This is a genomic window from Rhodobacter sp. P2_H5 (genome assembly GCF_056403335.1).
This window is the reverse complement of the sequence record NZ_JBFUFS010000019.1, coordinates 1-23,037: the sequence shown is the minus strand read 5'-3', so window position 1 is coordinate 23,037 and position 23,037 is coordinate 1. Positions and strand designations below refer to the sequence as shown.

The following is a 23,037-nucleotide window of genomic DNA, read 5'->3' as shown; positions in this document are numbered from 1 at the left end:
CGTCTGCGACGCGAAATGTCGCCTTCTGACGTGACGCCATGCCGTTTGAGGTGTTTTCTGGCGCCAACCTCGGCTCAAAGGACAGATCATGAAATCCCATACCCGCGTGGTGGTCATCGGCGGTGGCGTCGTCGGCTGCTCGGTCCTCTACCACCTGACCAAGCTCGGCTGGTCCGATGTCACCCTGATCGAGCGGTCGGATCTGACCTCCGGCTCGACCTGGCATGCGGCGGGCGGCTTTCACACCATCAACGGCGACACCAATATGGCCGCCCTGCAGGGCTATACGATCCGGCTTTACAAAGAGCTGGAGGCGATCACCGGCATGTCCTGCGGCCTCCACCATGTCGGCGGCGTGACGCTGGCCGACAATGTGGCCCGCTTTGAACAGCTGAAGGCCGAACGCGCCAAGCACCGCTACATGGGTCTGGATACCGAGATCCTGACCCCTGAGGAGATCCACAAGCTGACCGATGGTCTGGTCAACACCAAGGGCATCCTCGGCGGGCTTTACGATCCGCTGGATGGCCACCTCGACCCTTCCGGCACCACCCATGCCTATGCCAAGGCGGCGCGGATGGGCGGGGCCGAGATCATCCTGCACAACCGCGTGCTGGAAACCAACCCGACCAAGGACGGCTGGGAAGTGGTCACCGAAAAGGGCACCATCACCTGCGAGCATCTGGTCAACGCCGGCGGCCTCTGGGCCCGCGAGGTCGGCGCCATGGCCGGCGTCTACCTGCCGCTGCTGCCGATGGCCCACCAGTATATCGTGACCGACGATATCCCCGAGATCATGGATATCCTGAAAACCGGCCGCGAATTCCCCCATGTCATGGACCCGGGCGGCGAATTCTACCTGCGCCAGGAAGGCCGCGGCATGTGCATCGGCTTCTATGAAAAGCCCTGCGAGCCGTGGTCGGTGGACGGCACGCCCTGGAACTTCGGCCACGAACTTCTGAACGAGCAATTCGACAAGATCGAGGATTCCGTCAACTTCGCCTACCGCCGCGTCCCCGTCCTGGAACGCTCCGGCGTCAAGCGCGTCATCCACGGCCCCTTCACCTTCGCCCCCGACGGCAACCCGCTGATCGGCCCGGTGCCGGGCCTGCGCAACTACTGGTCCGCCTGCGCCGTCATGGCCGGCTTCTCGCAGGGTGGCGGCATGGGTCTGGCCCTTGCGCAGTGGATGATCGAGGGCGAGGTCGAACGCGACCCGCGCGGCTTTGACGTCGCCCGCTTCGGCAACTGGACCTCGCCGGGCTATACCGTGCCGAAGGTCATCGAAAACTACCAGATGCGCTTCTCGGTCGGCTACCCGAACGAGGAACGCCCGGCCGCCCGCCCCTTCCGCACCACGCCGATGTATCAGGTCTTCGACGAGATGAACGCCGTCTGGGGCCAGCAATACGGGCTGGAAGTGCCGAACTACTACGCGCTCCCCGGCGAACCGCGCTATGAAGAACCGACCTTCAAACGCTCCAACGCCTGGGAGGCCACCCGGCAAGAGGTCTTTGCCGTGCGCGAAGGCGTCGGCATCAACGAGTTGCAGAACTTCGGCAAATATTCCGTCACCGGCCCCAATGCCCGCGCCTGGCTCGACAAGATCATGGCCGGCCGCATCCCGAAGCCGGGCCGCCTGAGCCTGACCCCGATGCTCGCCCATTCCGGCAAGATCATCGGCGATTTCACGGTATCCTGCCTCTCCGAAACCGAATTCCAGGTCACCGCCAGCTACGGCGCGCAAGGCTGGCACTCGCGCTGGTTCGACCAGAACGCGATGGAGGGGGTGCGGGTCGACAACATCTCCGACAGCCGTTCGGGCTTTACCATCGCCGGCCCGAAAGCCCGCGAGCTTCTCTCCCGCGTCACCCGCTCGGACGTCTCGGCCGAGGCGTTCAAGTTCATGGACGTGCGGAAAATGACCGTCGGCATGGCCAATTGCATCGTCCAGCGCGTCAGCTACACCGCCGACCTCGGCTACGAGATCTTCTGCGACCACATGTCGGTCCGCCAACTCTGGGATACGCTGATGGCCGCCGGTGCCGACCTCGGCATTCGCGCCTTCGGCATGCGCGCCATGATGTCGCTGCGTCTGGACAAATGGTTCGGCTCCTGGGGCCGCGAATTCTCCCCCGACTATACCCCCGCCGAAACCGGCCTCGACCGCTTCATCGCCTGGAACAAGCCGGTGGAGTGGATCGGCAAGGCCGCCACCCTCGCCGAAAAGGCGAAAGGCCCCTCGCGCAAACTGGTCTCCATCGTGGTTGATGTCTCCGATGCCGATGTCGTGGCCTGGGAGCCGATCTGGCTCGACGGCGCCGTGGTCGGCTGGTGCACAAGCGGCGGCTACAGCCACTGGACCGGCAAGAGCGTCGCCCAGGGCTTCATCCCCGCGGACCGCGTGGAGGACGGCCTCGCCCTTGAAGTCGAAATCCTCGGCGAACGCCGCCCCGCCCGCGTCCACCTTGCCCCCCTCTGGGACGATGGCGGCCGCATGCGCGCCTGATTTCTTCATTGGTCCATAAGTATCCCACGGGGGTGCAGGGGGTGTGAAACCCCCTGCTCTTCCGCCAGCCGGAGGGCGCTGCCTTGTCAGACCTGACGATCCTGATCCCGGCGGCTGGCGCCTCATCCCGCATGCGGGGGCAAGACAAGCTCCTGCTGACCATCGAGGGTGAGCCTCTCCTGCGCCGCACCGCGCGGATGGCGCTCGCAGCACATCCCGATGTTCTCATCACCCTGCGGCCCGAGGATACCGCCCGGCGCGAGGCGATCGCGGATCTGTCCGTTGCCGTTCTGGAGGTTGCCAACGCCAGCACCGGCCTCTCCGCCTCACTGGTCGCCGGCGCTGCGGCGGCCAAGGGCGCGCTGATGGTCCTGCCCGCCGACATGCCGGACCTGACGTCACAAGACCTGCGCCGTATGATCGACGCCGCCTCACAAGCCCCAGAAGCCATCCTGCGCGCCACAACTGCCCAGGGCACGCCCGGCCATCCGGTGATCTTCCCGCCCGACCTTCTGCCCGCCTTCGCGGCCCTCACCGGCGACGAGGGCGCGCGGTCGATCCTGCAGGCGCACCGCGACAGGGTCCGCTTCCTCCCCCTGCCCTTCGATCATGCCCTGACCGACCTTGATACGCCCGAGGCCTGGGCGGCCTGGGCTCAATCGGCCAAAAGCACCCGCACTTCGTGAGCCTTCAGGGTCGGACGGGCCGCCGCAAAGCGGACCGCACTGTCTGACACTTCGGGGAACAGCGCCTCGACCTCGGCGCGAAGTTCAGCATCCATGTTCTCCAGCATGCGGTCGGCGGGCTGGAAGCTTTCGGTCCAGGTGCCATCGGCCTGCACGAGTTCATGGGCATCAAACAGCAGGTGGATATAGGTCACGCCATAGGGGAAGACGGTCTCCACGCCCGCCAGCGCGGTCAGGTGGGTGGCCGCGACCAGCACCTGCGCCTCGCCGAACAGCATCTCGGCCCGTCCGCCCTCGACCAGCATCCGGTGCTGCGGCGAAACCATCATGTCCCGCTGCGGCAGGCCCGCGCCCAGCGCCCCGGCGGCGATCCGCACCGGGCGCAGCCGCGGCTGCACGATCAGATCGGCGAGCGACAGCACCCGGCTGCCGACCCAGCGCAGGGGCTGCATCCCGTGGTCCAGCGTCACCACCAGATCGCCGGGCTGCAAAGCCTCGACCGCCACCTCGCCGCGATCGGTCAGGATCAGCGTGCCGGGGGTAAAGCAGGGCAAGACCTTCTCGATGTTGGAGAAACTCATCGTCCCGGTGACATGACCCTGCGCGTCGAGGAACTCCACCGTGCCGTTCTGATGGTTCAGGGGGTCATAGATGATATTGGTCCGCGCCCAGCCATATTCGCTGAGGTCGAGCATGTCATTGAAGCCCGCACCGCCATCCACCGTGTCGCCGATGCCACCCTGGAAGGTGTCATTGCCGTCGCCGCCAAACACGGCATCCTTGCCTGCCTCGGCCCCGAAGCTCTCGTCGGCGCTGCTGCCGTACAGCGTGTCATCCCCTGCGCCGCCAAACAGCGCATCGGTGCCCGAGGCGCCATAAAGCACGTCATTGCCATCGCCACCGTAAAGCGCGTCATTGCCGTCGCCGCCGATCAGCGTGTCATCGCCGGCGCCGCCTTGCAGGGTGTCGGCCTCGGACCCGCCATCCAACAGATCGTTGCCGTCGCCGCCGTCCAGACTGTCGCTGCCCTGCCCACCAAAAAGCTGGTCGTTGCCCGCGTCACCCGACAGCGTATCCGCCTCGGTCCCGCCGTAAAGCTGGTCATTCCCCAAGCCGCCAAAGAGCGAATCCGCCCCGGCGTCGCCGGTCAGGCTGTCATTTCCGGCATCGCCATAAAGCGTGTCACTGGCATCGCCGCCCGAAAGCTGGTCGTTGCCATCGCCGCCATAAAGCAGATCGTTGCCCGCATCGCCCGACAGCGTATCCGCCTCGGTCCCGCCGTAGAGCGAGTCATTCCCCAAGCCGCCAAAGAGCGAGTCCGCCCCGGCGTCCCCGGTCAGGGAATCGTCGCCCGCATCGCCATACAGCGTGTCATTGGCATCACCGCCCGAAAGCTGGTCGTTGCCATCGCCGCCATAGAGCAGGTCGTTGCCCGCATCGCCCGACAGCGTATCCGCCTCGGTCCCGCCGTAGAGCGAGTCATTCCCCAAGCCGCCGAAGAGCGAATCCGCCCCGGCGTCTCCGGTCAGGCTGTCGTTTCCGGCGTCGCCATATACCGTGTCGGCGCCGTCGCCGCCCGCCACGCTGTCATTGCCATCGCCGCCATAGAGGAGGTCATTCCCCGCATCGCCCGACGCGGTATCATCGCCCGCATCGCCATACAGCGTGTCATTGTCCGCCCCGCCCGAAAGCTGGTCATTGGCATCGCCGCCATAGAGCAGATCGTTCCCGGCGTCGCCCGACAACGTATCCGCCTCAGTGCCGCCATAGAGCGAGTCGTTCCCGGTGCCGCCAAACAGCAAATCCGCCCCGGCGTCTCCGGTCAGGCTGTCGTTTCCGGCATCGCCGTAAAGCGTGTCGTTGTCTGCCCCGCCCGAGAGGCTGTCATTGCCGTCGCCGCCATAGAGCAGGTCGTTGCCGGCATCGCCCGACAGCGTATCCGCCTCGGTCCCGCCATAGAGCGAATCGTTCCCCGTGCCGCCAAAGAGCGAATCCGCGCCGGCGTCGCCGGTCAGGCTGTCGTTGCCGGCGTCGCCATACACCGTGTCGGCGCCGTCGCCGCCTGCCACACTGTCATTGCCATCGCCGCCGTAGAGGAGGTCATTGCCGGCATCGCCCGACAGGGTGTCGTCGCCGGCATCGCCATAGAGCGTGTCATTGTCCGCCCCACCCGACAGGCTGTCGTTGCCATCGCCGCCGTAAAGCAGATCGTTGCCGGCATCGCCCGACAGGGTGTCGTTCTCGGTCCCGCCGTACAGCGAATCATTGCCGGTGCCGCCGTAAAGCAGGTCATTCCCGGCGTCACCGGTCAGCGTATCGTCGCCCGCATCGCCATAGAGCGTGTCATTGTCCGCCCCGCCCGACAGGCTATCGTTGCCGTCGCCGCCATAGAGCAGGTCATTGCCGGCCTCGCCATAAAGCGTGTCGTTCTCGGTCCCGCCATAGAGGGAATCGTTGCCGGTGCCGCCGTACAAAAGGTCATTGCCGGCGTCGCCGCTCAGGCTGTCGAGGCCCGCGCCGCCATAAAGCGTGTCATTGCCATCGCCGCCCGACAGCGTATCCGCCCCGGCATCGGCCACGGCCGAGGTCGCGGTGATCTGCACGTCATCCAGAAGCGCGCCGAGGCTGTCGTTGTTGCCAAGCTCGGTGAAGCGCAGGGTATAGGTGCCCGCACCCGGAAATGCGATGTTGAGGGAATAGTTCGACCAGCTGGTGTTGGAGGGCGGAAAGACATTCATCGTCGAGACGACGTTGCCGCTCGAATCCAGCACATCGACCCGGAAGCCATCGGTGCCCACCGTCCCCGCCGTCCGCACCGTGCCGCGGAAGGTCAGCTGGGCGGTCTGCGCCCCCGCGACCGCGAAGCTTTGTTGCAGGACGGTGGTCTGGCCGGCGTTGCCGTCGATCTCGCTGACCGAATTGCTCGACGAGCCGCCGCCGAAATAGGAGCTTTCCGGGTTGAACTCGGTATCGGTGCCGGTCCAGCCGGTCGAGCCGGCGCTGAAATTGCCGTTCTGGATGAAGGTCGCGCCGATGGAAGAGGCCTCGCCGCCGTAGATGACGTCGTGGCCAGCGTTGCCCGCCAGCGAATCCGCCCCGGTGCCGCCATCCAGCGTGTCATTGGTGTTGCCGCCGCTCAGCGTGTCAGTGCCGGCGCCGCCGTACAGCGCGTCGCCGTTGCTGGCCAGCGTGTCATTGCCCGCGGTGATGACGTCGTTGCCGTCGCCGCCATAGGCCGAGTCCATTCCGCCGGCGGTGGTGATCGTGTCATTGCCAGCACCGCCATAGATCAGGTCGTTGTCGGTGCTGCCCGACCCGGTGCCGATATAGGTGTCATCGCCGGCGCCGAGGTCAATCGTATCCGCGCCGCTGCCCGAACCGGCCGTGGCGCCCTCGTCATAGACCAGATCATTGCCCGCGCCGGAGGCGATGCTGTCCGCCCCCGCGCCGCCCATCAGCGTATCGGCCCCCGACCCGCCGGTCAGCACGTCATTGCCCGCCCCGCCATCGACATTGGCGCCGAGGCTGGCATTGCTGGCGTTGAACGTGTCGCCCTGCCCGGTCAGGACAAAATCCTCGATCTGGCTGAAGCTGCTGGTCGAGGTGCCATCGGTGACGGTCCCCGCTTCCGAGCCGGTCAGGTTGACCGTGACGCCCACCGTGATGGCGCTGGCGTCCAGCACGTCGCCGGTGGTCTCTCCGGCCTCGCCGCCGGTCATCGTGTCACTGCCGAAGGTGCCGGCCAGAACAAACCGGTCGTCCCCGTCGCCGCCGGTCAGCGTGTCATTGCCGGTGCCACCATCCAGCGTGTCATTGCCGGTGCCGCCGTCCATCGAGTCGTTGCCGCTGCCGCCATAAAGCTGGTCGTTGTCGGCGCCACCAAACACGCTGTCGTTGCCGCCAGCCCCGTAAAGACTGTCATTGCCCGCGCCGCCGCTGATGTTGTCGGAACCGCTGCCTCCGGTCGTGGAGTCATTGCCTGTTGTTCCGCCATAAGTCGCCATCGCTGCACCGCTTCTGAATCTGTCCCGCCCGCATAACCGGAAAATTCTCCTAAATTATGTTTCAAACTGGCGGACATCGCGGGAAATCTGGCAAAAACAAGGCCATTTCGCGGCGAATTGCGAGCGATTGCCTTAATTTCCGGGACAAGGCGCGGCACCCGGGCCGGTAGCGCAATATGAAAAAGGGGGGCGTGAGCCCCCCTTTTCCGATGGCCGGGGCATGCCCCGACCTGCTGCATAACTTGTTCAGCGAACCAGAAGCGACGCCTCGTGCCGCTTCAGCGTCTTGCGGGCGGAGGTGTAGTTCTCCAGGCCGACTTCGGTTTTCAGCTCGGGGAAAAGCTCAAAGATTTCCGAGCGTTGCGCATTGCCCATCCCCTTCAGCGTCAGATCGCCGGGCTGGAAGGTCTCGGTCCAGGCGCCGTTCGACAGGACGACCTCGTGGCGGTCGCACATGAAGTGGATGTAGGAGACGCCCGCCGCATCCACCGAATGCACCCCTTGCGAGGACAGCAGGTGCTTGGCCGCGACCAGCACTTCATGCTCGTCGAAGTAGAGCGCGGTGCGGTCGTTGGCGACTAGCAGGCGGTGGTTCGGCGACACCATCATGTCGCGCTCCGGCAACCCGTTGCCGAGCGAGCCCTGGCGGACCAGAACCGGCTTCAGATGCGGTGCGGCGGCGAGATCGCCCCAGGCCAGATCGCGGCGGCCCATCCAGCGGATTTCCTGCATGCCGTTGTCGCGGGTGATGATCCGGTCGCCGATCCGCAGGTTCTCCACCGGCACTTCGCCGCGCGGCGTCGCGATCAGCGTGCCGGGGGTGAAGCAGGGGATGACATTCTCGATGTTCTTGAAGGTCATCGAGCCGGTGATGTGATGGTCGGTCGGGTCAAGGAAGTTGACCGTGCCGTTTTCCGGGTTGGTCGGGTCGTAGACGATGTGGAACGGGCCCGCGCCGGTCAGATCCAGCGTGTCATGGTCGTCGCCGCCCTCGCCGCCATCGACCGAATCCCCGGCATTGCCGCCAAAGAAGCTGTCGCGGTCGTCGCCGCCGTAGAGGCTGTCGTTGCCGGCATCGGCATAAAGGCTGTCGTTGCCCTGATCGCCCGACACCTGGTCATTGCCGGCGCCGCCATAAAGCTTGTCGTCGTCGATGCCGCCATAGAGCACGTCGTTGCCGGCGTCGCCGTAGATGGTGTCCTTGTCGTCCATCCCGAAGATCGTGTCGGAACCGTCGCCGCCATGGATCAGGTCCAGACCGTTGGTCGGCGCCAGGTCACTCGCATCGGGGATATTGACCGCATCCGGCACGCCGGGGCCATAGCCGCCATAGATCACGTCATTGCCGGCGCCGCCGTCGATCTGATCAGAGCCTTCGCCGCCGACGATCGTGTCGTTGCCCGCGTCACCAAAGATCGTGTCGTTGTCGACGCCGCCGTCGATCGAGTCATTGCCATCGTCGCCATGGATGCTATCGGCGTCGTCGCCGGTCCGGATCGTGTCATCGCCAGCGCCGCCAAAGACGGTGTCCTTGTCGTTGTTCACATCGCCATCGGCGCTGTAAAGCCCGGGATAGGCGATGTCCGGCCGCTCGTTCGCCAGACCCGAGGAGGTGTCGATCACGTCGTTGCCGTCGCCGCCAAACACCGAGTCGCGCCCGTCACCGCCGTTGATCGTGTCGTTGCCGGCATCGCCGTAAAGCGTGTCGTTGCCGGTGCCGCCATCCACCACATCGTCGCCGGTGCCGCCATAGATCAGGTCCTGATCGGCGCCGCCATAAAGCTGGTCGTTGCCGCCCATGCCCGAGATCGTGTCATTGCCGCCCGCGCCGTAGAACTGGTTGGTGTAGATGTCGCCCGCCGCGGTGCCCTGCTGGTCAAAGCCGGTCAGGCTGTCACCATAGGCCGAGCCGATGACGCCATCGACATCGCCGCCGACATGGTCATTGGCCGCATCGCCGCCCGACAGAACGCCGGTGGTCAGGTTGACCGTCACGCCAGAGGCGGAATTGCTGTAGTCGACATTGTCCTGATCGGTGCCGCCGAAGAACGAATCCGCGCCCGCGCCGCCAACAAAGCGGTCATCGCCCGCCCCGCCGTAAGAGAAGTTGGTGCCCGCCGCCCCGGTCAGCGTGTCATTGCCCGCATCGCCATAAAGCGTGTCGTTGCCATTGCCGCCGTTCAGGCTGTCATTGCCGGTGCCGCCATAGACCTTGTCATTGCCCTCGCCGGCCAGAACCGTATCGTTCCCGCCATAGGCATAGACCAGGTCGTCATTCTTCGCAGCACCCGACAGGATCTGATCGTTGTGGTCGATCTTGTCGCCTTCGGGGTCGCCCGTGTAGTTGTAATCGATCAGGTCATTGCCGGCCGTGCCCTCGACGATGCCGTCCTTGGACGGATAGCACTGGTGACCATCGTTGTCATACCAGCAGCCGTCGCTGTGCAGCGTCACGCAGTCGGCTTGGACCGTGCAGGTCTGGCCCCAGAAGTTCGTGTAAAAATAGGAAAGCGTCATGATTGGTCCCCTCAAAACCGCGTTGCGTGGATGGACGGGACGTGTGCCGGGATGCTGGCCACAACGACCTCGCGCAGCGGGGAGGCGCAGGGTGCCACCTTGGTGCAAAGTTGATTGTGCTCAAACATCTTTCTCTCCGTCGCCAACCTGAGGGGCCATCCCCTCGTTCCGATGTTCCGGATTGGCGCGTCACAACGACGCGCCAGCCCATCGATCCTGGCTGAACCGGGCTTGCCATGCGGCATACCAGGCTCAACGGCCCCAAAAGGGCCGAGCCAGACGCCGGACTGTCGTGATGGTCGCCATGCGAGACGTGCGGCAACACCGAGCAGAAGCGGTAAATCCGCCTTTGCACTCCGGAGGGCAGAACCCCTGTGGACGTGTCACTTTAACCCTAATCCCGCACAACTTCGTGCAACACCACTTACAGACCGCCCCCACGGCCTTTGTCCTTCAAACTCGGACTATTCCTGAATACCCGCCGTTAGGGCTTACGAAAAGTGAAAAGATGGCAAGATCTAGCCCTTGCGCCCTGTTTGCACCCCAATTCTGGCGAAGAGACAGGGGGAACCATCGCGTTTCGGTTGCGGTCCGTCAGCGCTTTGGAAACATCCGCCCGGCTGGAGCCTTGGATTTTCCGAGATTCAGGCCATTTTTCCGCCACTTTTGCGTCAAATCCCGCGGTCACACGGCCAACCGTTTCTAATCTGGAAACAAAACACAATCTTAACCATACCCGGAATTTTGTGCCGCATTTCTGCCCATATTTCTCCACCGCCAGCTAGGGCGCCCCGGCGGTGTTGCCAAACGGGCATCAATTTCACCAAATGTGACGTATTTTTGAAGGTTAACGCCTTGGCCTGGCTCGCTTTAGCCGAATCACTCCGCCGAAGGGCGTAGGTCCCGGCACCTCAGATCACAGTTCCGCCGCAATCGACCTGAGGCCAATCCGCTGCCCGGGGCTGCGGCATATGGCCCCGCCAGACACACCGATCCGCAGCGCAAGCGCCCTCAGAGGATAGGGCCAATTGCCCGGCGGGCCCGGATCGGCTGGCCATAGGCGCCGATGTCGGGGCAACCGCGGGATCAGCCGCGCGCCCTCGATCGCGGCATGGCGGCCCGGGCGCCAGCCCACCCGCTCCGGGCTTGCCAGCTGGGCGGCGGAAGGCGCCTAGTCCTGCGGGGCGGGGGCGCCGTCCGCGCCCAGGATCGCCGCGCCTGCGGCGGCGAGGATCTCTTCGGCAAAAGCCTCGTCGTCGCTTGCGCGCGCCATGGCCAGGGCGCCGATCATCGTGGCCACGGCGGCGAGCCCGGCCTGACGCCGGCGTGCCTCCGACCGGCCGGGCATCAGCCCGGCCACATGGGCCACGAAGGTTTTCAGCCCTGTGGCGAAGGCCGCCCGCACCGGCCCCTCGCGTCGCCCGGCGTCGTTGGCCAGGGCGGCGAAGACGCAGCCGTCCTTGCGCTCGTCGCGATGGGCGCGCGACAGATAGCGGCTTACCAGATCGCCCAGGGGCAGCGCCGGCGACGCCCCGCCTCCGACCCAGCGCGCCAGCGAGCGCGCGCCTGCCGCAGCGCAGGCCTCGGCGATCAGATCATCCTTGGAGCTGAAGCTCTTGTAGAAACCGCCATGCGTCAGGCCGGCTTCCGCCATCACGGCGTCAATCCCGACCCCGTCAAAACCATGGGCGCGAAACAGCTGCCCCGCGACCTCGACGACCCGCTCCCGGTTCCGGGCCGCCTGCTCTCTGGAAACTCTCACAGGCCCCTCCCGCGTTCAGAATTGACCGAATTTCTTATATGTGAGGGGCGCCCGCAAGATCCAAGTGCAGGGCGCCCCCAGCAGCAGAAGGTCCCTGCCCCCCCTGCCCTCAGGCCCCTGTCAGGCGACGCTGCCAGGGGACACGCCCAGGTTCTCGCCCTCCGCCGGGGTGAGCCGGCTGACGGCGTTCAGGCGGGCCAGATGCGCCTCCGTCAGCCCAGCGGACAGCGCCGCGATGTTGCTTTTGGCCTGGGCCAGGGTCCGCGGCCCGATGATCGGGATCGCGATCCGGCTGCAGGCCCAGGCGATGGCGACCTGATCGGGGGTGGCGCCGATCTCCGCCGCGATGTCGAGCACCGCATCCAGAACCGCGCTGCGCTGCGCGGAGTTCTCGGCCTGAAAGACCTTGCCGCCCAAAGCCTCGGCGCGGCCCTGCTCGCCCCGGCGGTACTTGCCGGTCAGCATGCCCCCGCCCAGCGGCGACCAGGTGACCACGCCCAGCCCCAAAGCCTCGGCGGCGGGAAACAGGTCGGCCTCGGGGTCGCGGTGCACCAGGCTGTGCTCGAACTGGGCGGCGGCGATCGGCACGCTGCGCGACATCTCGGCCAGCGTCACCGCCCGGGCCAGACGCCAGGCCGGGAAGTTGGACAGGCCCGCGTAAAGGATCTTGCCGGCGCGGGCCAGATCCTCGAACCCGCGCACGATCTCTTCCGAGGGGGTCAACCCATCGGGATGGTGCACCCAGTACAGGTCGATCCGGTCGGTCTTGAGCCGCTTCAGGCTGGCCTCCAGCGAGGCGACCATCGCCTTGCGGCTGTTGCCGGTGACCAGGGGGCCGGCACCGGGGGCCGCCCCATTGGTGAACTTGCTCGACAGGATGAAATCCTCGCGCCGGCCCTGCAGCAGGGCGCCGACATGTTCCTCGGACTGGCCGAACTGGTAGATGTCGGCGGTGTCGATGAAATTGCCGCCCGCCTCGGCATAGGCGTTGAAGATGGCCTCGCTTTCGCCGCCATCGGCGCCATGGCCCCAACCGGTGCCGAAGTTCGCCGTGCCCAGCGCCAATTGCGAGATGCGCAGGCCGGTGCGGCCGAATGTCCTGGTGATCATGTTCGCTCCTTTCAGGGTGTCAAAGCCAGCCCGGCATCGCCAAAGGCCGGGCGATCATCTGCGAAACCACGCGCCCGCGCGCACCGCGACGAAGACCGTGCTGCCCGCGACGACCAGCCCCAGTGCCAGGGCGGCAAACAGCGCCGTCAGCGATCCGGTCAGCCGCAAGGCCAGCCATCCGCCGCCCAGCGCAATCAGAAGCCGGATCAATCCCGCCGTCAAAGGCCAGAACAGCCGTCCGGCGCCTTGCGAGCCGAAATAGAGCGCGATGCTGAGGCCGAAGAAGCCGTAGAACGGGCCCACGACCTGCAGATAGGCGCTGCCCGCCGCGATGATCGCGGGGTCGGGGCTGAACAACCCGAGCCAGGCCGCGGGCCAGATCGCGGCGGACAGGCCGACGATCTCGGTCGCGCAAAAGGCCATCGCGGCCCCGGTCAGCGCGATGCGCAGCGCGCGGTCGCGCTGCCCCGCGCCGATGTTGGTGCCGACCAGCGCCACCAGCGGCGCGCCGATCCCGAAGACCAGCGGGACCAGCAGATACTCCAGCCGCGCGCCAGTGCCAAAGCCCGCGACCGCCTCGATGCCGGCGGCCGAGGCGACCAGCGCCGTGGCCCCCGCGATGGTCGCATTGGTCTGGATCGCGTTCAGCGAGGACATGCCGCCCACCCGCAGGATGCCCCGGATCAGCCGCCCGTCCAGCCGCGCAAGGCGGAAGCGGACCGGGTTGCGCCCAGCGAGGATATGCCAGCCCATGACCAGGGTCGACGCGGCGTAATAGGCGACCACCGCCACCCCGCCCCCCGCCACGCCAAGCGCCGGCACCGGCCCGAAGCCGAAGATCAGCGCCGGCGACACCGGGATCAGGAACACGACGCCCGCGCAGGTGACGAGGGCCGGAAACAGCATGTTGCCCGTGCCGCGGATGACGCTCGCCAGCCCGTTGGACAGCCAGATGAAGATCGCACCGGCAAAGACCACGTTGGAATAAAGGAGGGCCGCGTGCAGCTCCGCCCCCTCGCCGCCCAATGCGCGGTAGATCGGCGCGCCGAAGATCAGGAAGACGGCGGAAAAGCCGAGGCCCAGCAACAGGTTGATCGCCACCGCGTTCAGCACGATGGCATCCGCCTCCTGCCTGCGCCCGCCGCCCAGCGCCCGCGCCACCGCCGAGGAGATCCCCCCGCCGATCGCCCCGGCCGAGATCATCGTCATCAGCATGACGGCGGGAAAGACCAGCGCCATGCCTGCCAGAGCATCGGTCCCGAGCTTGGCAACCCACCAGGTCTCGATCAACCCGGTCGAGGCCTGAGCCAGCATGATCAGCACATTGGGCCAGGCCATGCGGAGCAGCAGCGGAAACACCGGCTCCTCCAGCATCCGCCGGGTGCGCAGGTCAAGCGAGTCGCGCGCAGGGCCAAGGTCGGCTGCGGTGGCTGTGAGATCGGTCATGGTCGCTGTGCCCTCGTGCGTGCCGTTTTCTCGAATTTCGGCGGTGTCCGGGTAGCCCCGGGCTTCTCCGCCCGGGCGATGTCCCGCCCTGCGGGGCGAGGCCCCCACGCCAACACCCGGTTGCGCGGATCGGGCCGGTCGGCCGCACCCAAGGCGCAGCGGAGCGTGCCGGGTCTGGCGACGGTTAGCCGCTCACCCATGACGGCCCCCACCCTCCGTCCAGCGCCGGAACAGGACGCTGGCATTGACCCCGCCAAAGCCGAAGCCGTTCGAGATGGCATAGTCCATTGCCATCGGTCGCGCCGCACCGGCGACAAAGTCGATGCCCTCGCCCGCCGGGTCCGGCGTTTCCAGGTTCAGCGTCGGCGGCGCGATCTGGTCGCGCAGGGCCAGCAGCGTGAAGATCGCCTCCAGCCCGCCCGCCGCCCCCAGAAGATGCCCGGTGGCGGATTTCGTCGCACTGACCGCAATGCCGCCCCCGGTGCCGAACAGCGCCTTGATCGCGGCAATCTCGCCCCGGTCACCCACCGGGGTGGAGGTGGCATGGGCGTTCAGATGCTGGATGTCAGCCGCAGAAATCCCCGCCTGCGCAATGGCAATTTCCATCGCCCGCCGCGCCCCGCCACCATCCTCGCGCCCCGAGGTGATGTGATAGGCATCCGCCGTCGTCCCATAGCCGACCAATTCGGCCAGGGGCACCGCCCCGCGCGCCAGGGCATGGTCCAGCGCCTCGATCACGACCAGCCCCGCCCCCTCGCCCATCACAAACCCGTCGCGCCCGGCATCAAAGGGGCGCGAGGCGCGGGTGGGCTCGTCGTTAAAGCCCGTCGACAGCGCCCGCGCCGCGGCAAAGCCACCAAGGCTCACCGTGTCGATGCAAGCCTCGACCCCGCCGCAAATCGCAATGTCGGCCTCGTCGGCGCGGATCAGGCGCGCCGCATCCCCGATGGCCTGCACCCCCGCCGCACAGGCCGTCACCGGCGCCCCGATCGGGCCCTCAAAGCCATGGCGGATCGAGATCTGCCCGGCGGCGAGGTTCACCAGGAACGAAGGCACCGTGAAGGGCGACAGCCGCCGCACCCCCTTCTGATCGACCGTGCGCACCGCCTGGGCAATGGCCGGAAAGCCGCCGATGCCCGAGGCCACGATCGTCGCCGTGCGCTGACGCGCGCGCGGGGTGGCGGGCGCCCATCCGGCCTGTGCCAGCGCCTCAGCCGCCGCCACAAGGCCCAGGAGGATGAAGCGGTCCATCTTGCGCTGCTCGTTCGGCGGCACCAGCGCATCCGGGTCGAACCCACCGAGCGGGTCATCCACCCGCGACGGAACAACGCCGCCGACCTTGCAGGGCAGATCGGCCACGATCGCCTCCGGCAGGCGCCGCAGGCCGGAGGCCCCGGCGAGCAACCGCGCCCAGCTGGCCTCGACCCCCGCCGCCAGCGGGCTGACCGCCCCCATCCCCGTGATCACAATGCGCCGCATCCTGGCTCCTTCCGCCGCGCCGCCACCGGCTCTTGGCCACTGGCAGCGCTTTTAGATGTTGTTAGTCATCTATATGAAGAAAGCCCGCCCCAGGCAATGGCCTTTTCGGGCAATGGAGCGGCCAAGGCGGCAAGCCCCCCGCTCACGCCCCACGATTCGGCGCAAAAGGAAACCCCGCGCGGTCGCATCCCGGCGCGGGGTCTTCGGTGGGAAAGGATCTTGGAAAGCGGTCAGACGACCTGAGGACACGGGCCATCACCCGGTCGGTTGTCGTCCAGAGGCTGGAAGGAAACTGGTGCGGGCGGTCGGACTCGAACCGACACACCTTGCAGTAACAGAGTTTGAGTCTGTCGCGTCTACCATTCCGCCACGCCCGCACAGTCAGGGGGTTTAAATCCCCCGCCCTGCCGCGTCAACGCCCCGGCTGGGGGGAAGGCCGCGGAATTTCAGGGCTTCTCAGGGGTTCTGCGGCGAAAACGTATCGCAGTCGGCGATCTGGCCGGATTTCAGCCCGATCTGGAACCATTTCGACCGCTGGGCCGAGGTGCCATGCGTGAAGCTGTCAGGCATCGGCGCCTGTCCGGCGTTGCGCTGCAGCGTGTCATCGCCGATCTGGCGCGCGGCATTGACCGCCTCCTGGAAATCGCCCGGCTCGATGGTGCCGAACTGCGCCTCGGCGTCGCGGCCCCAGATCCCGGCCAGGCAATCGGCCTGCAGCTCGATGCGGACCGAGATCGCGTTGCTCTGCGCCTCGGACACCTGGGCGCGCAGCTTGTTGGCCTTGGACAGGATGCCAAGCTCGTCCTGCACATGGTGGCCGACCTCATGCGCCACGACATAAGCCATGGCGAAATCGCCTTTGGCCCCAAGGTCTTGCGACAGGGTGGTGAAGAAATCGGTGTCGAGGTAGACCTTCTTGTCGCCCGGGCAATAGAAGGGCCCGGTCGAGCCCGAGGCATCGCCGCAGGGCGATTGCGTGATGCCGGAATAAAGGACCAGCGTCGCCGGCTGATAGGCCCGGCCGACCTGCTCCTTGAAGACCTTGGCCCAGACCTCCTCGGTATCGGCGAGGGTCACGCCGACGAACTCGCCCGCGCCCGGGTCCGGCGGGGCCGAGGTAGAACTGGTCACCCCGGTGGTGCCGTTCAGCAAGGGGGTGAGGTCGATGCCGAAGAACCAGCCGACGACGACGATCGCCAGAAGACCAACCCCGCCGCCGAGGCCCACGCCGCCGCGCCGCATGCCGCCGCCGCCCTCAGCGCGGCGATCCTCGATATTACCGCTTTGCCGCCGACCGCGCCATTCCATGCCAACCTCCATAATCTTGCGGAGACTCTAGCGTGCCCGGCCCAAGTCTCAACCCCTCACGTCACGGGCGGGGCCACCGAAGCCTTGACCTCATGGCGCAAACCCGCCAAAGCCCGGGGAAAGCGGAGAAGCCGATGTTCGAACGTCTGACCCAACGCCTGCTGGCCGAGGCCCGCTCGCCCCGCGCCGAGGCGGTGCTGGCCGCGGTGGCCTTTGTGGAAAGCTCGGTCTTTCCGGTGCCGGCCGAGGTGATCTTCCTGCCGATGTGCCTGGCAAGGCCCGAACGTGCGATGCGCTATGCGCTGGTCGCGGCGGTGGGCTCGGTTCTCGGCGGGGTCTTCGGCTGGATGATCGGCCATTTCCTCTTCGACATGATCGCGGCGCCGATCCTGAACTTCTGGCACTCGATGCCCGCCTTCGAGGCGCTGAAGGCGCAGACCGGCACCGGCACCATCATGGTCTTGCTGATCACTTCGGGGGCGGCCCATCTGCCGCCGATGAAGGTGGTGACGATCCTGGCCGGGGCGATCGGCTTCAACCTCTGGCTTTTCATCCTCGCGGCAGTGGTGGCGCGCGGGCTGAAGTTCCTCCTGCTGGGCTGGGCGCTCGCGCATTACGGCGCGGCTATCGCAGACGTGATCCGCCGACGGCTTGCCTTGGGCGCGCTGATCGTGATCGTGGCAGGGCTGGCGTTTTATCTGGCGAAAACCCTTTTGTGAGGCCCCGATGTCGCGCAACCTTCTGATCCTTCTCGCGGCCGGCGGCTCGGTCGCGGCCCTGGCCGGAGCCTTCGCCTTCCAATATATCGGCGGCCTGGCGCCCTGCCATCTCTGCCTGCAGCAGCGCTATCCGCATGGTGTGGCCATCGTGATCGGCGTGCTGGCGCTCCTGATCCCGCGCACGATCCTCGCCCGCCTGCTGCCCTTGGCCGGCGCCGCCGCAGCCCTGACCACCGCCGCGATCGGCGCCTATCACACCGGCGTCGAACGCCATTGGTGGGAGGGCCCCACGACCTGCACCTCGGGCTCGATCACCGGCATCTCCGCCAAGGACCTCCTCGCACAAATCCAGGCCTCCCCCGTGGTTAAATGCGATCAGGTGGCGTGGGAGATGTTCGGCCTCTCGATGGCATCATGGAACATGCTCCTGTCGCTCGCCCTCGTCGCCCTCTGGCTGACGGCCTTTCGCAAATCCTGACCCGCGTTTTCATTGGTCCATAAATATCCCGGGGCCCGGGGCAGCGCCCCGGACGCCAGCCAAGGCCCCCAACGCCAACCGTTAAAGCGGGCTCCCGAAAAACCCGCCGCCCAGCAGCCGCGCGCCTTCCTGCAGGGCAAAGCGGTCCGTCATCCCCGCCACATAATCGCAGACGATGCGGGCGAGTTCGACCTCTCCCTGCGCCGCCAGAATATCCGGCTGCCACTCGTCGGGCAGAAGCTGCGGCTCGGCGAGGAACAGGGGGAAGAGCCCGTCCACCACCTTGGTGACCCGCGCGCGTTCCTTCATCACTGTCGGCGCCCGGTACATCCGGTGGAACAGGAAAGAGCGGATCACCTTCAGTTCCTGGTACAGCGGTTTTGAGAAGCGGATCACCGTGGTGCCCATCGCCCGGATCTCTTCGACCGACTGGGGCTGCGCAGCCGCGAGGCGGTTCTGCGCCACCGCGATCACATCCTCGACCATGCGGCCAAAGACCCGGCGCAAGGCCTCGTGCCGCCGCCGCATTTTTTCAAGGCCGGGATACAGCCGGTCGACCTCCTCAAACGCCGGCCCGGTGACCGGCAGTTCCATCAGGTCCTCTTCCGAAAAGAGGCCCGAGCGCAGCCCGTCGTGCAGATCATGGTGCGAATAGGCCACGTCATCGGCGATGGCAGCCACCTGCGCCTCGGCGCTGGCATGGGTGTCCAGCTCCAGATCCCAGGCGGCATTCACCTCGGCCAGGGCATAGGGCAAAGGCCCCGCGTGCTTTTCATCGGCGTTGGAGCCAGTGACCGGGCCATTGTGCTTGGCAATGCCCTCCAGCGTCTCCCAGGTCAGGTTCAGCCCGTCGAAATCGGCGTAATGCCGCTCCAGCCTTGTGACGATGCGCAGGGCCTGGGCATTGTGGTCAAAGCCGCCATAGGGCGCCATCAACCGCTCCATCGCGTCCTCGCCGGTATGGCCAAAGGGCGTGTGGCCCAGGTCATGCGCCAGCGCCACCGCCTCGGCGAGGTCAGTGTTGAGGCCAAGGACGCCCGAGATGGTGCGCGCCACCTGCGCCACCTCGATCGTATGGGTCAGCCGGGTGCGGTAATAATCGCCCTCGTGTTCGACGAAAACCTGGGTCTTGTGTTTCAGCCGCCGGAAGGCGCTGGAATGGATGATCCGGTCCCGGTCGCGTTGAAAGGGCGAGCGGAAGGAGGACAGGCTTTCCTCATGCAGCCGCCCACGGGAGCGGTCTGGGTGGCAGGCGAATGGCGCGAGCATCTGTCCTCATCGGGTTTTCTCCTATCATACGAAGGACCTGCGCCAGAGGCCAGCCCGAAGCGCAGTCCCGGCCAGGTGCCCTTCGCCCGCCTGCGGAAGCGGGGGTTTCACACCCCCGCACCCGTGGACAGAAGCGGGGGTTTCACACCCCCGCACCCCCGTGGGATATTTATGGACCAATGAAAGGGGGCCGGGGGAGGGTGTGGGGGGATCTCACCGTCGCCCAAGGTTCAGAGCTTGAACGCTGGCGGCATCGGCCCTATCTTCAAGGTTCAAGGAGACCCGCCATGACCCTGACCCTGCCCCCCCATGTCACCGACCGTGCCTTTGCCCGCCTGGCCGAAATCGCCAGCCTGACCGGTGAGGCCAAGGCCCTGCGCGTGGCGGTCGAAGGCGGCGGCTGTTCGGGGTTTCAGTATGACATCAAGCTGGACGAACCGGCCGCCGACGATCTGGTTCTGGAAAAGGACGGCCAGCGCGTGCTGGTCGACAGCGTCTCGCTGCCCTATCTGTCGAACGCCACCATCGACTTCACCGCCGAACTGATCGGCGCGCGCTTCGTGATCGAGAACCCCAACGCGGTGTCCTCCTGCGGCTGCGGCACGTCGTTCTCCCTCTGATCTGTCGCATCTCTGCTCTGGTCTTTCGCGCCAGCCGGGCTAGGTTGCGCCGATAGACCGGAGGTTCCATGTCGATCATCCTGATGCTGGGCTCGGCGCCCAATGCCACCTTGGCGCGCGACTGGCCGCGTCCGCCCTTCGACCGGATTGTGGCGATCAACAACGCTTGGCGCCTGCGCGAGGACTGGGATGATCTGGTCTGCCCCTGGGACTTTCCCGAAGACCGCCGCCCGCTGCCCGGCCCGCACCAGCGCCTGATCCTGCAGGAGGATTTCGTCCCCGCCCAGAACGCGTTCGGCGGCTTCGTCTATGCCGGCGGCACCATGGCCTTCACCACCGCCTACTGGATCCTCGCCGTCCTGAAACCCCGGGTCATCGCCGTCCTCGGCTGCGACATGCACTACCCCGCCACAGGCCCGACCCATTTCTACGGCACCGGCACGCCAGACCCCCTGCGCGCCGACATCACCCTGCGCAGCCTGGAGGCGAAATCCGCCCGCCTGATGATCCTCGCGGCCCGGGCCGGCTGTGCCATGGTCAACCTCTCCACCGGCCCCTCGCGCCTGGTCTTTCCGCGCGCCACGCCGCAGACCCTGCCCGCCGCTCCCGCCCCCCATGATACAGACCTCGCCGAAGCAGCCCTCGCCCGCGAGGCGGCGCTGGACTACCACGTCCCCTCGGGCCGCTATTGGGAGGAGGCCGCCCGCTTCGATGTGGCCGAGATCGACGCGCTCGATGCGCTCTGGCTCGCCGCCGCCCGGGTGACAAGCCCGGCCTGACCCGCTACCAAGGGGTCAACCGGAGAGTCCCATGAAAATCGCCACCTTCAACATCAACGGCATCAAGGCCCGCACCCAGGCCCTTCTGGACTGGCTGAGCGAGGCCAATCCCGATGTCGTCTGCCTGCAAGAGATCAAGTCCGTCGACGAGGCCTTCCCGCGCGAGGCCTTCGAACGCCTCGGCTATGCGGTCGAAACCCACGGCATGAAGGCCTTCAACGGCGTTGCGATCCTGTCGAAACTGCCCCTGGAGGATGTCACCCGCCGCCTGCCCGGCGACGAGGCCGATGAACACGCCCGCTGGATCGAGGCCACCGTGATGGGCCGCCGCCCGGTAAGGGTCTGCGGGCTTTACCTGCCCAATGGCAACCCGGCGCCGGGGCCGAAATACGATTACAAGCTGGCCTGGCTGGACAGGATGCGGACCCGCACTCAGGAACTCCTGAAGCTGGAGGAGCCGCTGGTCCTCTGCGGCGATTACAACGTGATCCCCCAGGCCGAGGATGCCGCCAATCCGAAGGACTGGCTGGAAGATGCGCTCTACCTGCCGCAGACCCGTGCGGCCTATCAGCGGCTCCTGAACCTCGGCCTGACCGATGCGATCCGCGCCCGCAACCCGAACCCCGGCACCTATACCTTCTGGGATTTCCAGCGCGGCGCCTGGGAGCGCAACAACGGCATCAGGATCGACCACCTCCTCCTGTCGCCGCAAGCTGCCGATCTCCTCATGGACGCCGGCATCGACAAGGCGGTGCGCGGGCGCGACAAGCCCTCGGACCATGTCCCGGCCTGGATCGAGCTCGACGCCTGATGTATCCGCAAACCTGGTACGCCCGAACGCGAGAGGACCGGAGCGAACGCCCGGGGCTCGACGGCCCGCACGCGACCGACACCGTGATCGTCGGCGGCGGCCTCGCCGGCCTGACCACGGCGCTGGAACTGGCGCGCGCCGGGGTCAAGGTCGCGGTGCTGGAAAGCGAATCGATCGGCTTCGGCGCCTCGGGGCGCAACGGCGGCATCGTCTCGCCCGCCTTCGCCTGCGGCGATGACGCGATCGCGGCAAGGGTCGGCCCGGACAAGGCCCGCGCCCTGCACCGCCTGTCGATCGAAGGGGTGGAGCGGCTGCGCCACAACATCCAGAGCCTTGGCATCAAGGGCGCCGACCCGGTCCCCGGCCTCCTCTACATGCGCCGCTTTGACGAAGCCGCCGACCTCAAGGCCCATGCCGCGACCTTCGCCCGCGATTACGACTACCCGCTCACTTATCTCGACCGCCACGCCCTGCAGGACAGGCTCGCCACCACACGCTACCTGCACGGGCTGGAAGACAAACGCGCCTTCCACATCCATCCCTTGAACTACCTGCGCGCGCTCGCGCGCGAGATCGAACGCCTTGGCGGCAAGATCTTCGAACGCAGCCCGGCGATGAGCGTCAGCCTCGGCCCGGACCAGTTCATCCGCACCCCGGCAGGCTCCGTCACCGCCCGCCGCGCCGTCTTTGCGACCGGCGGCTATACCGGCAACCTCATCCCCCGCCTCAAACGCGCCATGCTGCCGATTTCCACCTACATGATGCTGACCGAGGCCGCGCCCGACCTCCTCGCCGCCACGATCAAGACCCGCGCGGCGCTGCTCGACGACCGCCGCGCCTCCGACTATTACCGCCTCGTCGACGGCGGCCGCAGGCTCCTCTGGGGCGGAAGGATCACCACAAGCCCGGCGTCGGAAGAGGGCGTCGCCCGCGAATTGCGCGCCGCGATGCTCGAGGTCTACCCCCAGCTGGCGCCGCTGAAAACCGAACTCGCCTGGTCCGGCCTGATGGCCTATGCCCGACATCTCATGCCGCAGATCGGCGAGATGCAGCCCAATGTCTGGCACATCACCGCCTTCGGCGGCCACGGCCTCAACACTACCGCCATGGCCGGCAAGGTCCTGGCCGAGGCGATCCTGGATGAGACCGACCGCATCAGGCTCTTCACACCCTGGGGCCTCGACTGGGCCGGCGGCAAGATCGGCCTCGCCGTGGCGCAACTGACCTATTGGTCGCTGCAAGCCCAGGACAAATGGCGCGAGCGCCGATCCTGACCGCTGCGCCCGCCCCGAAGATGGGCAAATTGCCCATCCTTGTCTCTTGGCGATCTGCGACAATGGAGGTTGCAGACGAGACCCCGGTCCATCCTTGGGTGCCTGAGCCCGTCCGGTAGCTTGGGGCTCGTCTGCGTTTTCGCGTTCAAACCTGAACAGTTGCCTGGGGCGCTGCGCCAACAGACGACCCCGCAGATCAAGGACAGGCCGCCATGACTTTGCCACGGGATTTCATCGGTGTCGACGTTTCGAAGGATTGGCTCGAC

The 23,037-nt window shown here is 66.7% G+C and carries 16 protein-coding genes and 1 tRNA gene; 8 read left to right on the top strand and 9 right to left on the bottom strand.

Annotation, left to right across the window (positions count from 1 at the left end; translation table 11 throughout):
- Positions 1 to 88 precede the first annotated feature (88 nt).
- The gene (locus tag AC1DVR_RS19490; RefSeq protein WP_478002275.1) at positions 89 to 2,509 is read left to right on the top strand and encodes a GcvT family protein; all 2,421 of its coding nucleotides are present in this window, start codon (positions 89 to 91) and stop codon (positions 2,507 to 2,509) included.
- A gap of 83 nt (positions 2,510 to 2,592) precedes the next feature.
- A complete protein-coding gene (locus AC1DVR_RS19485; protein ID WP_478002274.1) occupies positions 2,593 to 3,195 on the top strand; it encodes a nucleotidyltransferase family protein in 603 nt (200 codons plus the stop codon).
- On the opposite strand, the gene AC1DVR_RS19480 is transcribed toward AC1DVR_RS19485, so the two are convergent.
- The 8 genes from AC1DVR_RS19480 to ypfJ all read right to left on the bottom strand — a co-directional run bounded on the left by AC1DVR_RS19480 (position 3,165) and on the right by ypfJ (position 16,821).
- A complete protein-coding gene (locus AC1DVR_RS19480; RefSeq protein WP_478002273.1) occupies positions 3,165 to 7,199 on the bottom strand; it encodes a Hint domain-containing protein in 4,035 nt (1,344 codons plus the stop codon). The genes AC1DVR_RS19485 and AC1DVR_RS19480 overlap by 31 nt on opposite strands.
- Before the next feature lie 246 nt (positions 7,200 to 7,445).
- Positions 7,446 to 9,716 (bottom strand): Hint domain-containing protein, encoded by a 2,271-nt coding sequence (locus tag AC1DVR_RS19475; RefSeq protein WP_478002272.1) that lies wholly within the window; start codon positions 9,714 to 9,716, stop codon positions 7,446 to 7,448.
- 1,171 nt (positions 9,717 to 10,887) lie between these two features.
- The gene (locus tag AC1DVR_RS19470; protein ID WP_478002271.1) at positions 10,888 to 11,478 is read right to left on the bottom strand and encodes a TetR/AcrR family transcriptional regulator; all 591 of its coding nucleotides are present in this window, start codon (positions 11,476 to 11,478) and stop codon (positions 10,888 to 10,890) included.
- A gap of 120 nt (positions 11,479 to 11,598) precedes the next feature.
- Positions 11,599 to 12,588: an aldo/keto reductase gene (locus AC1DVR_RS19465; RefSeq protein WP_478002270.1), complete on the bottom strand. Its 990-nt coding sequence runs from the start codon at positions 12,586 to 12,588 to the stop codon at positions 11,599 to 11,601.
- 54 nt (positions 12,589 to 12,642) lie between these two features.
- Positions 12,643 to 14,034: an MATE family efflux transporter gene (locus AC1DVR_RS19460; protein WP_478002269.1), complete on the bottom strand. Its 1,392-nt coding sequence runs from the start codon at positions 14,032 to 14,034 to the stop codon at positions 12,643 to 12,645.
- A 192-nt stretch (positions 14,035 to 14,226) separates the two neighbouring features.
- A complete protein-coding gene (gene fabF / locus AC1DVR_RS19455) occupies positions 14,227 to 15,513 on the bottom strand; it encodes a beta-ketoacyl-ACP synthase II (protein WP_478002268.1) in 1,287 nt (428 codons plus the stop codon).
- Between the two features lie 293 nt (positions 15,514 to 15,806).
- Positions 15,807 to 15,890, bottom strand: a tRNA-Leu gene (locus AC1DVR_RS19450).
- 79 nt (positions 15,891 to 15,969) lie between these two features.
- Positions 15,970 to 16,821, bottom strand: coding sequence for a KPN_02809 family neutral zinc metallopeptidase (gene ypfJ, locus AC1DVR_RS19445; RefSeq protein ID WP_478002267.1), 852 nt, complete (start codon positions 16,819 to 16,821; stop codon positions 15,970 to 15,972).
- A gap of 134 nt (positions 16,822 to 16,955) precedes the next feature.
- On the opposite strand from ypfJ, the gene AC1DVR_RS19440 reads away from it, so the two are divergent.
- Together AC1DVR_RS19440 and AC1DVR_RS19435 are read left to right on the top strand one after the other, a co-directional pair.
- Complete coding sequence (locus AC1DVR_RS19440) at positions 16,956 to 17,540, top strand: YqaA family protein (RefSeq protein ID WP_478002266.1); 585 nt, start codon at positions 16,956 to 16,958, stop codon at positions 17,538 to 17,540.
- 7 nt (positions 17,541 to 17,547) lie between these two features.
- The gene (locus AC1DVR_RS19435) at positions 17,548 to 18,018 is read left to right on the top strand and encodes a disulfide bond formation protein B (protein WP_478002265.1); all 471 of its coding nucleotides are present in this window, start codon (positions 17,548 to 17,550) and stop codon (positions 18,016 to 18,018) included.
- Positions 18,019 to 18,099: 81 nt separating this feature from the next.
- Here AC1DVR_RS19435 and AC1DVR_RS19430 read toward each other — a convergent pair whose 3' ends face one another.
- Complete coding sequence (locus AC1DVR_RS19430; RefSeq protein WP_478002264.1) at positions 18,100 to 19,287, bottom strand: deoxyguanosinetriphosphate triphosphohydrolase; 1,188 nt, start codon at positions 19,285 to 19,287, stop codon at positions 18,100 to 18,102.
- A gap of 293 nt (positions 19,288 to 19,580) precedes the next feature.
- Here AC1DVR_RS19430 and AC1DVR_RS19425 point away from each other — a divergent pair, with 293 nt between their 5' ends.
- The 4 genes from AC1DVR_RS19425 to AC1DVR_RS19410 all read left to right on the top strand — a co-directional run bounded on the left by AC1DVR_RS19425 (position 19,581) and on the right by AC1DVR_RS19410 (position 22,771).
- The gene (locus tag AC1DVR_RS19425; RefSeq protein WP_478002331.1) at positions 19,581 to 19,907 is read left to right on the top strand and encodes a HesB/IscA family protein; all 327 of its coding nucleotides are present in this window, start codon (positions 19,581 to 19,583) and stop codon (positions 19,905 to 19,907) included.
- Positions 19,908 to 19,975: 68 nt separating this feature from the next.
- Positions 19,976 to 20,686 carry a hypothetical protein gene (locus tag AC1DVR_RS19420; protein WP_478002263.1) on the top strand — a complete coding sequence of 237 codons (711 nt, stop codon included), beginning with the start codon at positions 19,976 to 19,978 and terminating at the stop codon, positions 20,684 to 20,686.
- A 31-nt stretch (positions 20,687 to 20,717) separates the two neighbouring features.
- Positions 20,718 to 21,497, top strand: a complete 780-nt coding sequence (gene xth / locus AC1DVR_RS19415; RefSeq protein WP_478002262.1) for an exodeoxyribonuclease III — start codon at positions 20,718 to 20,720, stop codon at positions 21,495 to 21,497.
- The gene (locus tag AC1DVR_RS19410) at positions 21,497 to 22,771 is read left to right on the top strand and encodes an NAD(P)/FAD-dependent oxidoreductase (RefSeq protein WP_478002261.1); all 1,275 of its coding nucleotides are present in this window, start codon (positions 21,497 to 21,499) and stop codon (positions 22,769 to 22,771) included. Before xth ends, AC1DVR_RS19410 begins: the two co-directional genes overlap by 1 nt.
- The last annotated feature ends 266 nt before the right edge of the window (positions 22,772 to 23,037 follow it).

Excerpts from the sequence above, each read along its gene's own strand:
- AC1DVR_RS19490 (WP_478002275.1), top strand. The coding sequence starts at position 89 with ATGAAATCCCATACCCGCGTGGTGGTCATCGGCGGTGGCGTCGTCGGC.
- AC1DVR_RS19480 (WP_478002273.1), bottom strand. The coding sequence starts at position 7,199 with ATGGCGACTTATGGCGGAACAACAGGCAATGACTCCACGACCGGAGGC.
- AC1DVR_RS19475 (WP_478002272.1), bottom strand. The coding sequence starts at position 9,716 with ATGACGCTTTCCTATTTTTACACGAACTTCTGGGGCCAGACCTGCACG.
- AC1DVR_RS19465 (WP_478002270.1), bottom strand. The coding sequence starts at position 12,588 with ATGATCACCAGGACATTCGGCCGCACCGGCCTGCGCATCTCGCAATTG.
- AC1DVR_RS19460 (WP_478002269.1), bottom strand. The coding sequence starts at position 14,034 with ATGACCGATCTCACAGCCACCGCAGCCGACCTTGGCCCTGCGCGCGAC.
- fabF (WP_478002268.1), bottom strand. The coding sequence starts at position 15,513 with ATGCGGCGCATTGTGATCACGGGGATGGGGGCGGTCAGCCCGCTGGCG.
- ypfJ (WP_478002267.1), bottom strand. The coding sequence starts at position 16,821 with ATGGAATGGCGCGGTCGGCGGCAAAGCGGTAATATCGAGGATCGCCGC.
- AC1DVR_RS19440 (WP_478002266.1), top strand. The coding sequence starts at position 16,956 with ATGTTCGAACGTCTGACCCAACGCCTGCTGGCCGAGGCCCGCTCGCCC.
- AC1DVR_RS19435 (WP_478002265.1), top strand. The coding sequence starts at position 17,548 with ATGTCGCGCAACCTTCTGATCCTTCTCGCGGCCGGCGGCTCGGTCGCG.
- AC1DVR_RS19430 (WP_478002264.1), bottom strand. The coding sequence starts at position 19,287 with ATGCTCGCGCCATTCGCCTGCCACCCAGACCGCTCCCGTGGGCGGCTG.
- AC1DVR_RS19420 (WP_478002263.1), top strand. The coding sequence starts at position 19,976 with ATGTCGATCATCCTGATGCTGGGCTCGGCGCCCAATGCCACCTTGGCG.
- xth (WP_478002262.1), top strand. The coding sequence starts at position 20,718 with ATGAAAATCGCCACCTTCAACATCAACGGCATCAAGGCCCGCACCCAG.
- AC1DVR_RS19410 (WP_478002261.1), top strand. The coding sequence starts at position 21,497 with ATGTATCCGCAAACCTGGTACGCCCGAACGCGAGAGGACCGGAGCGAA.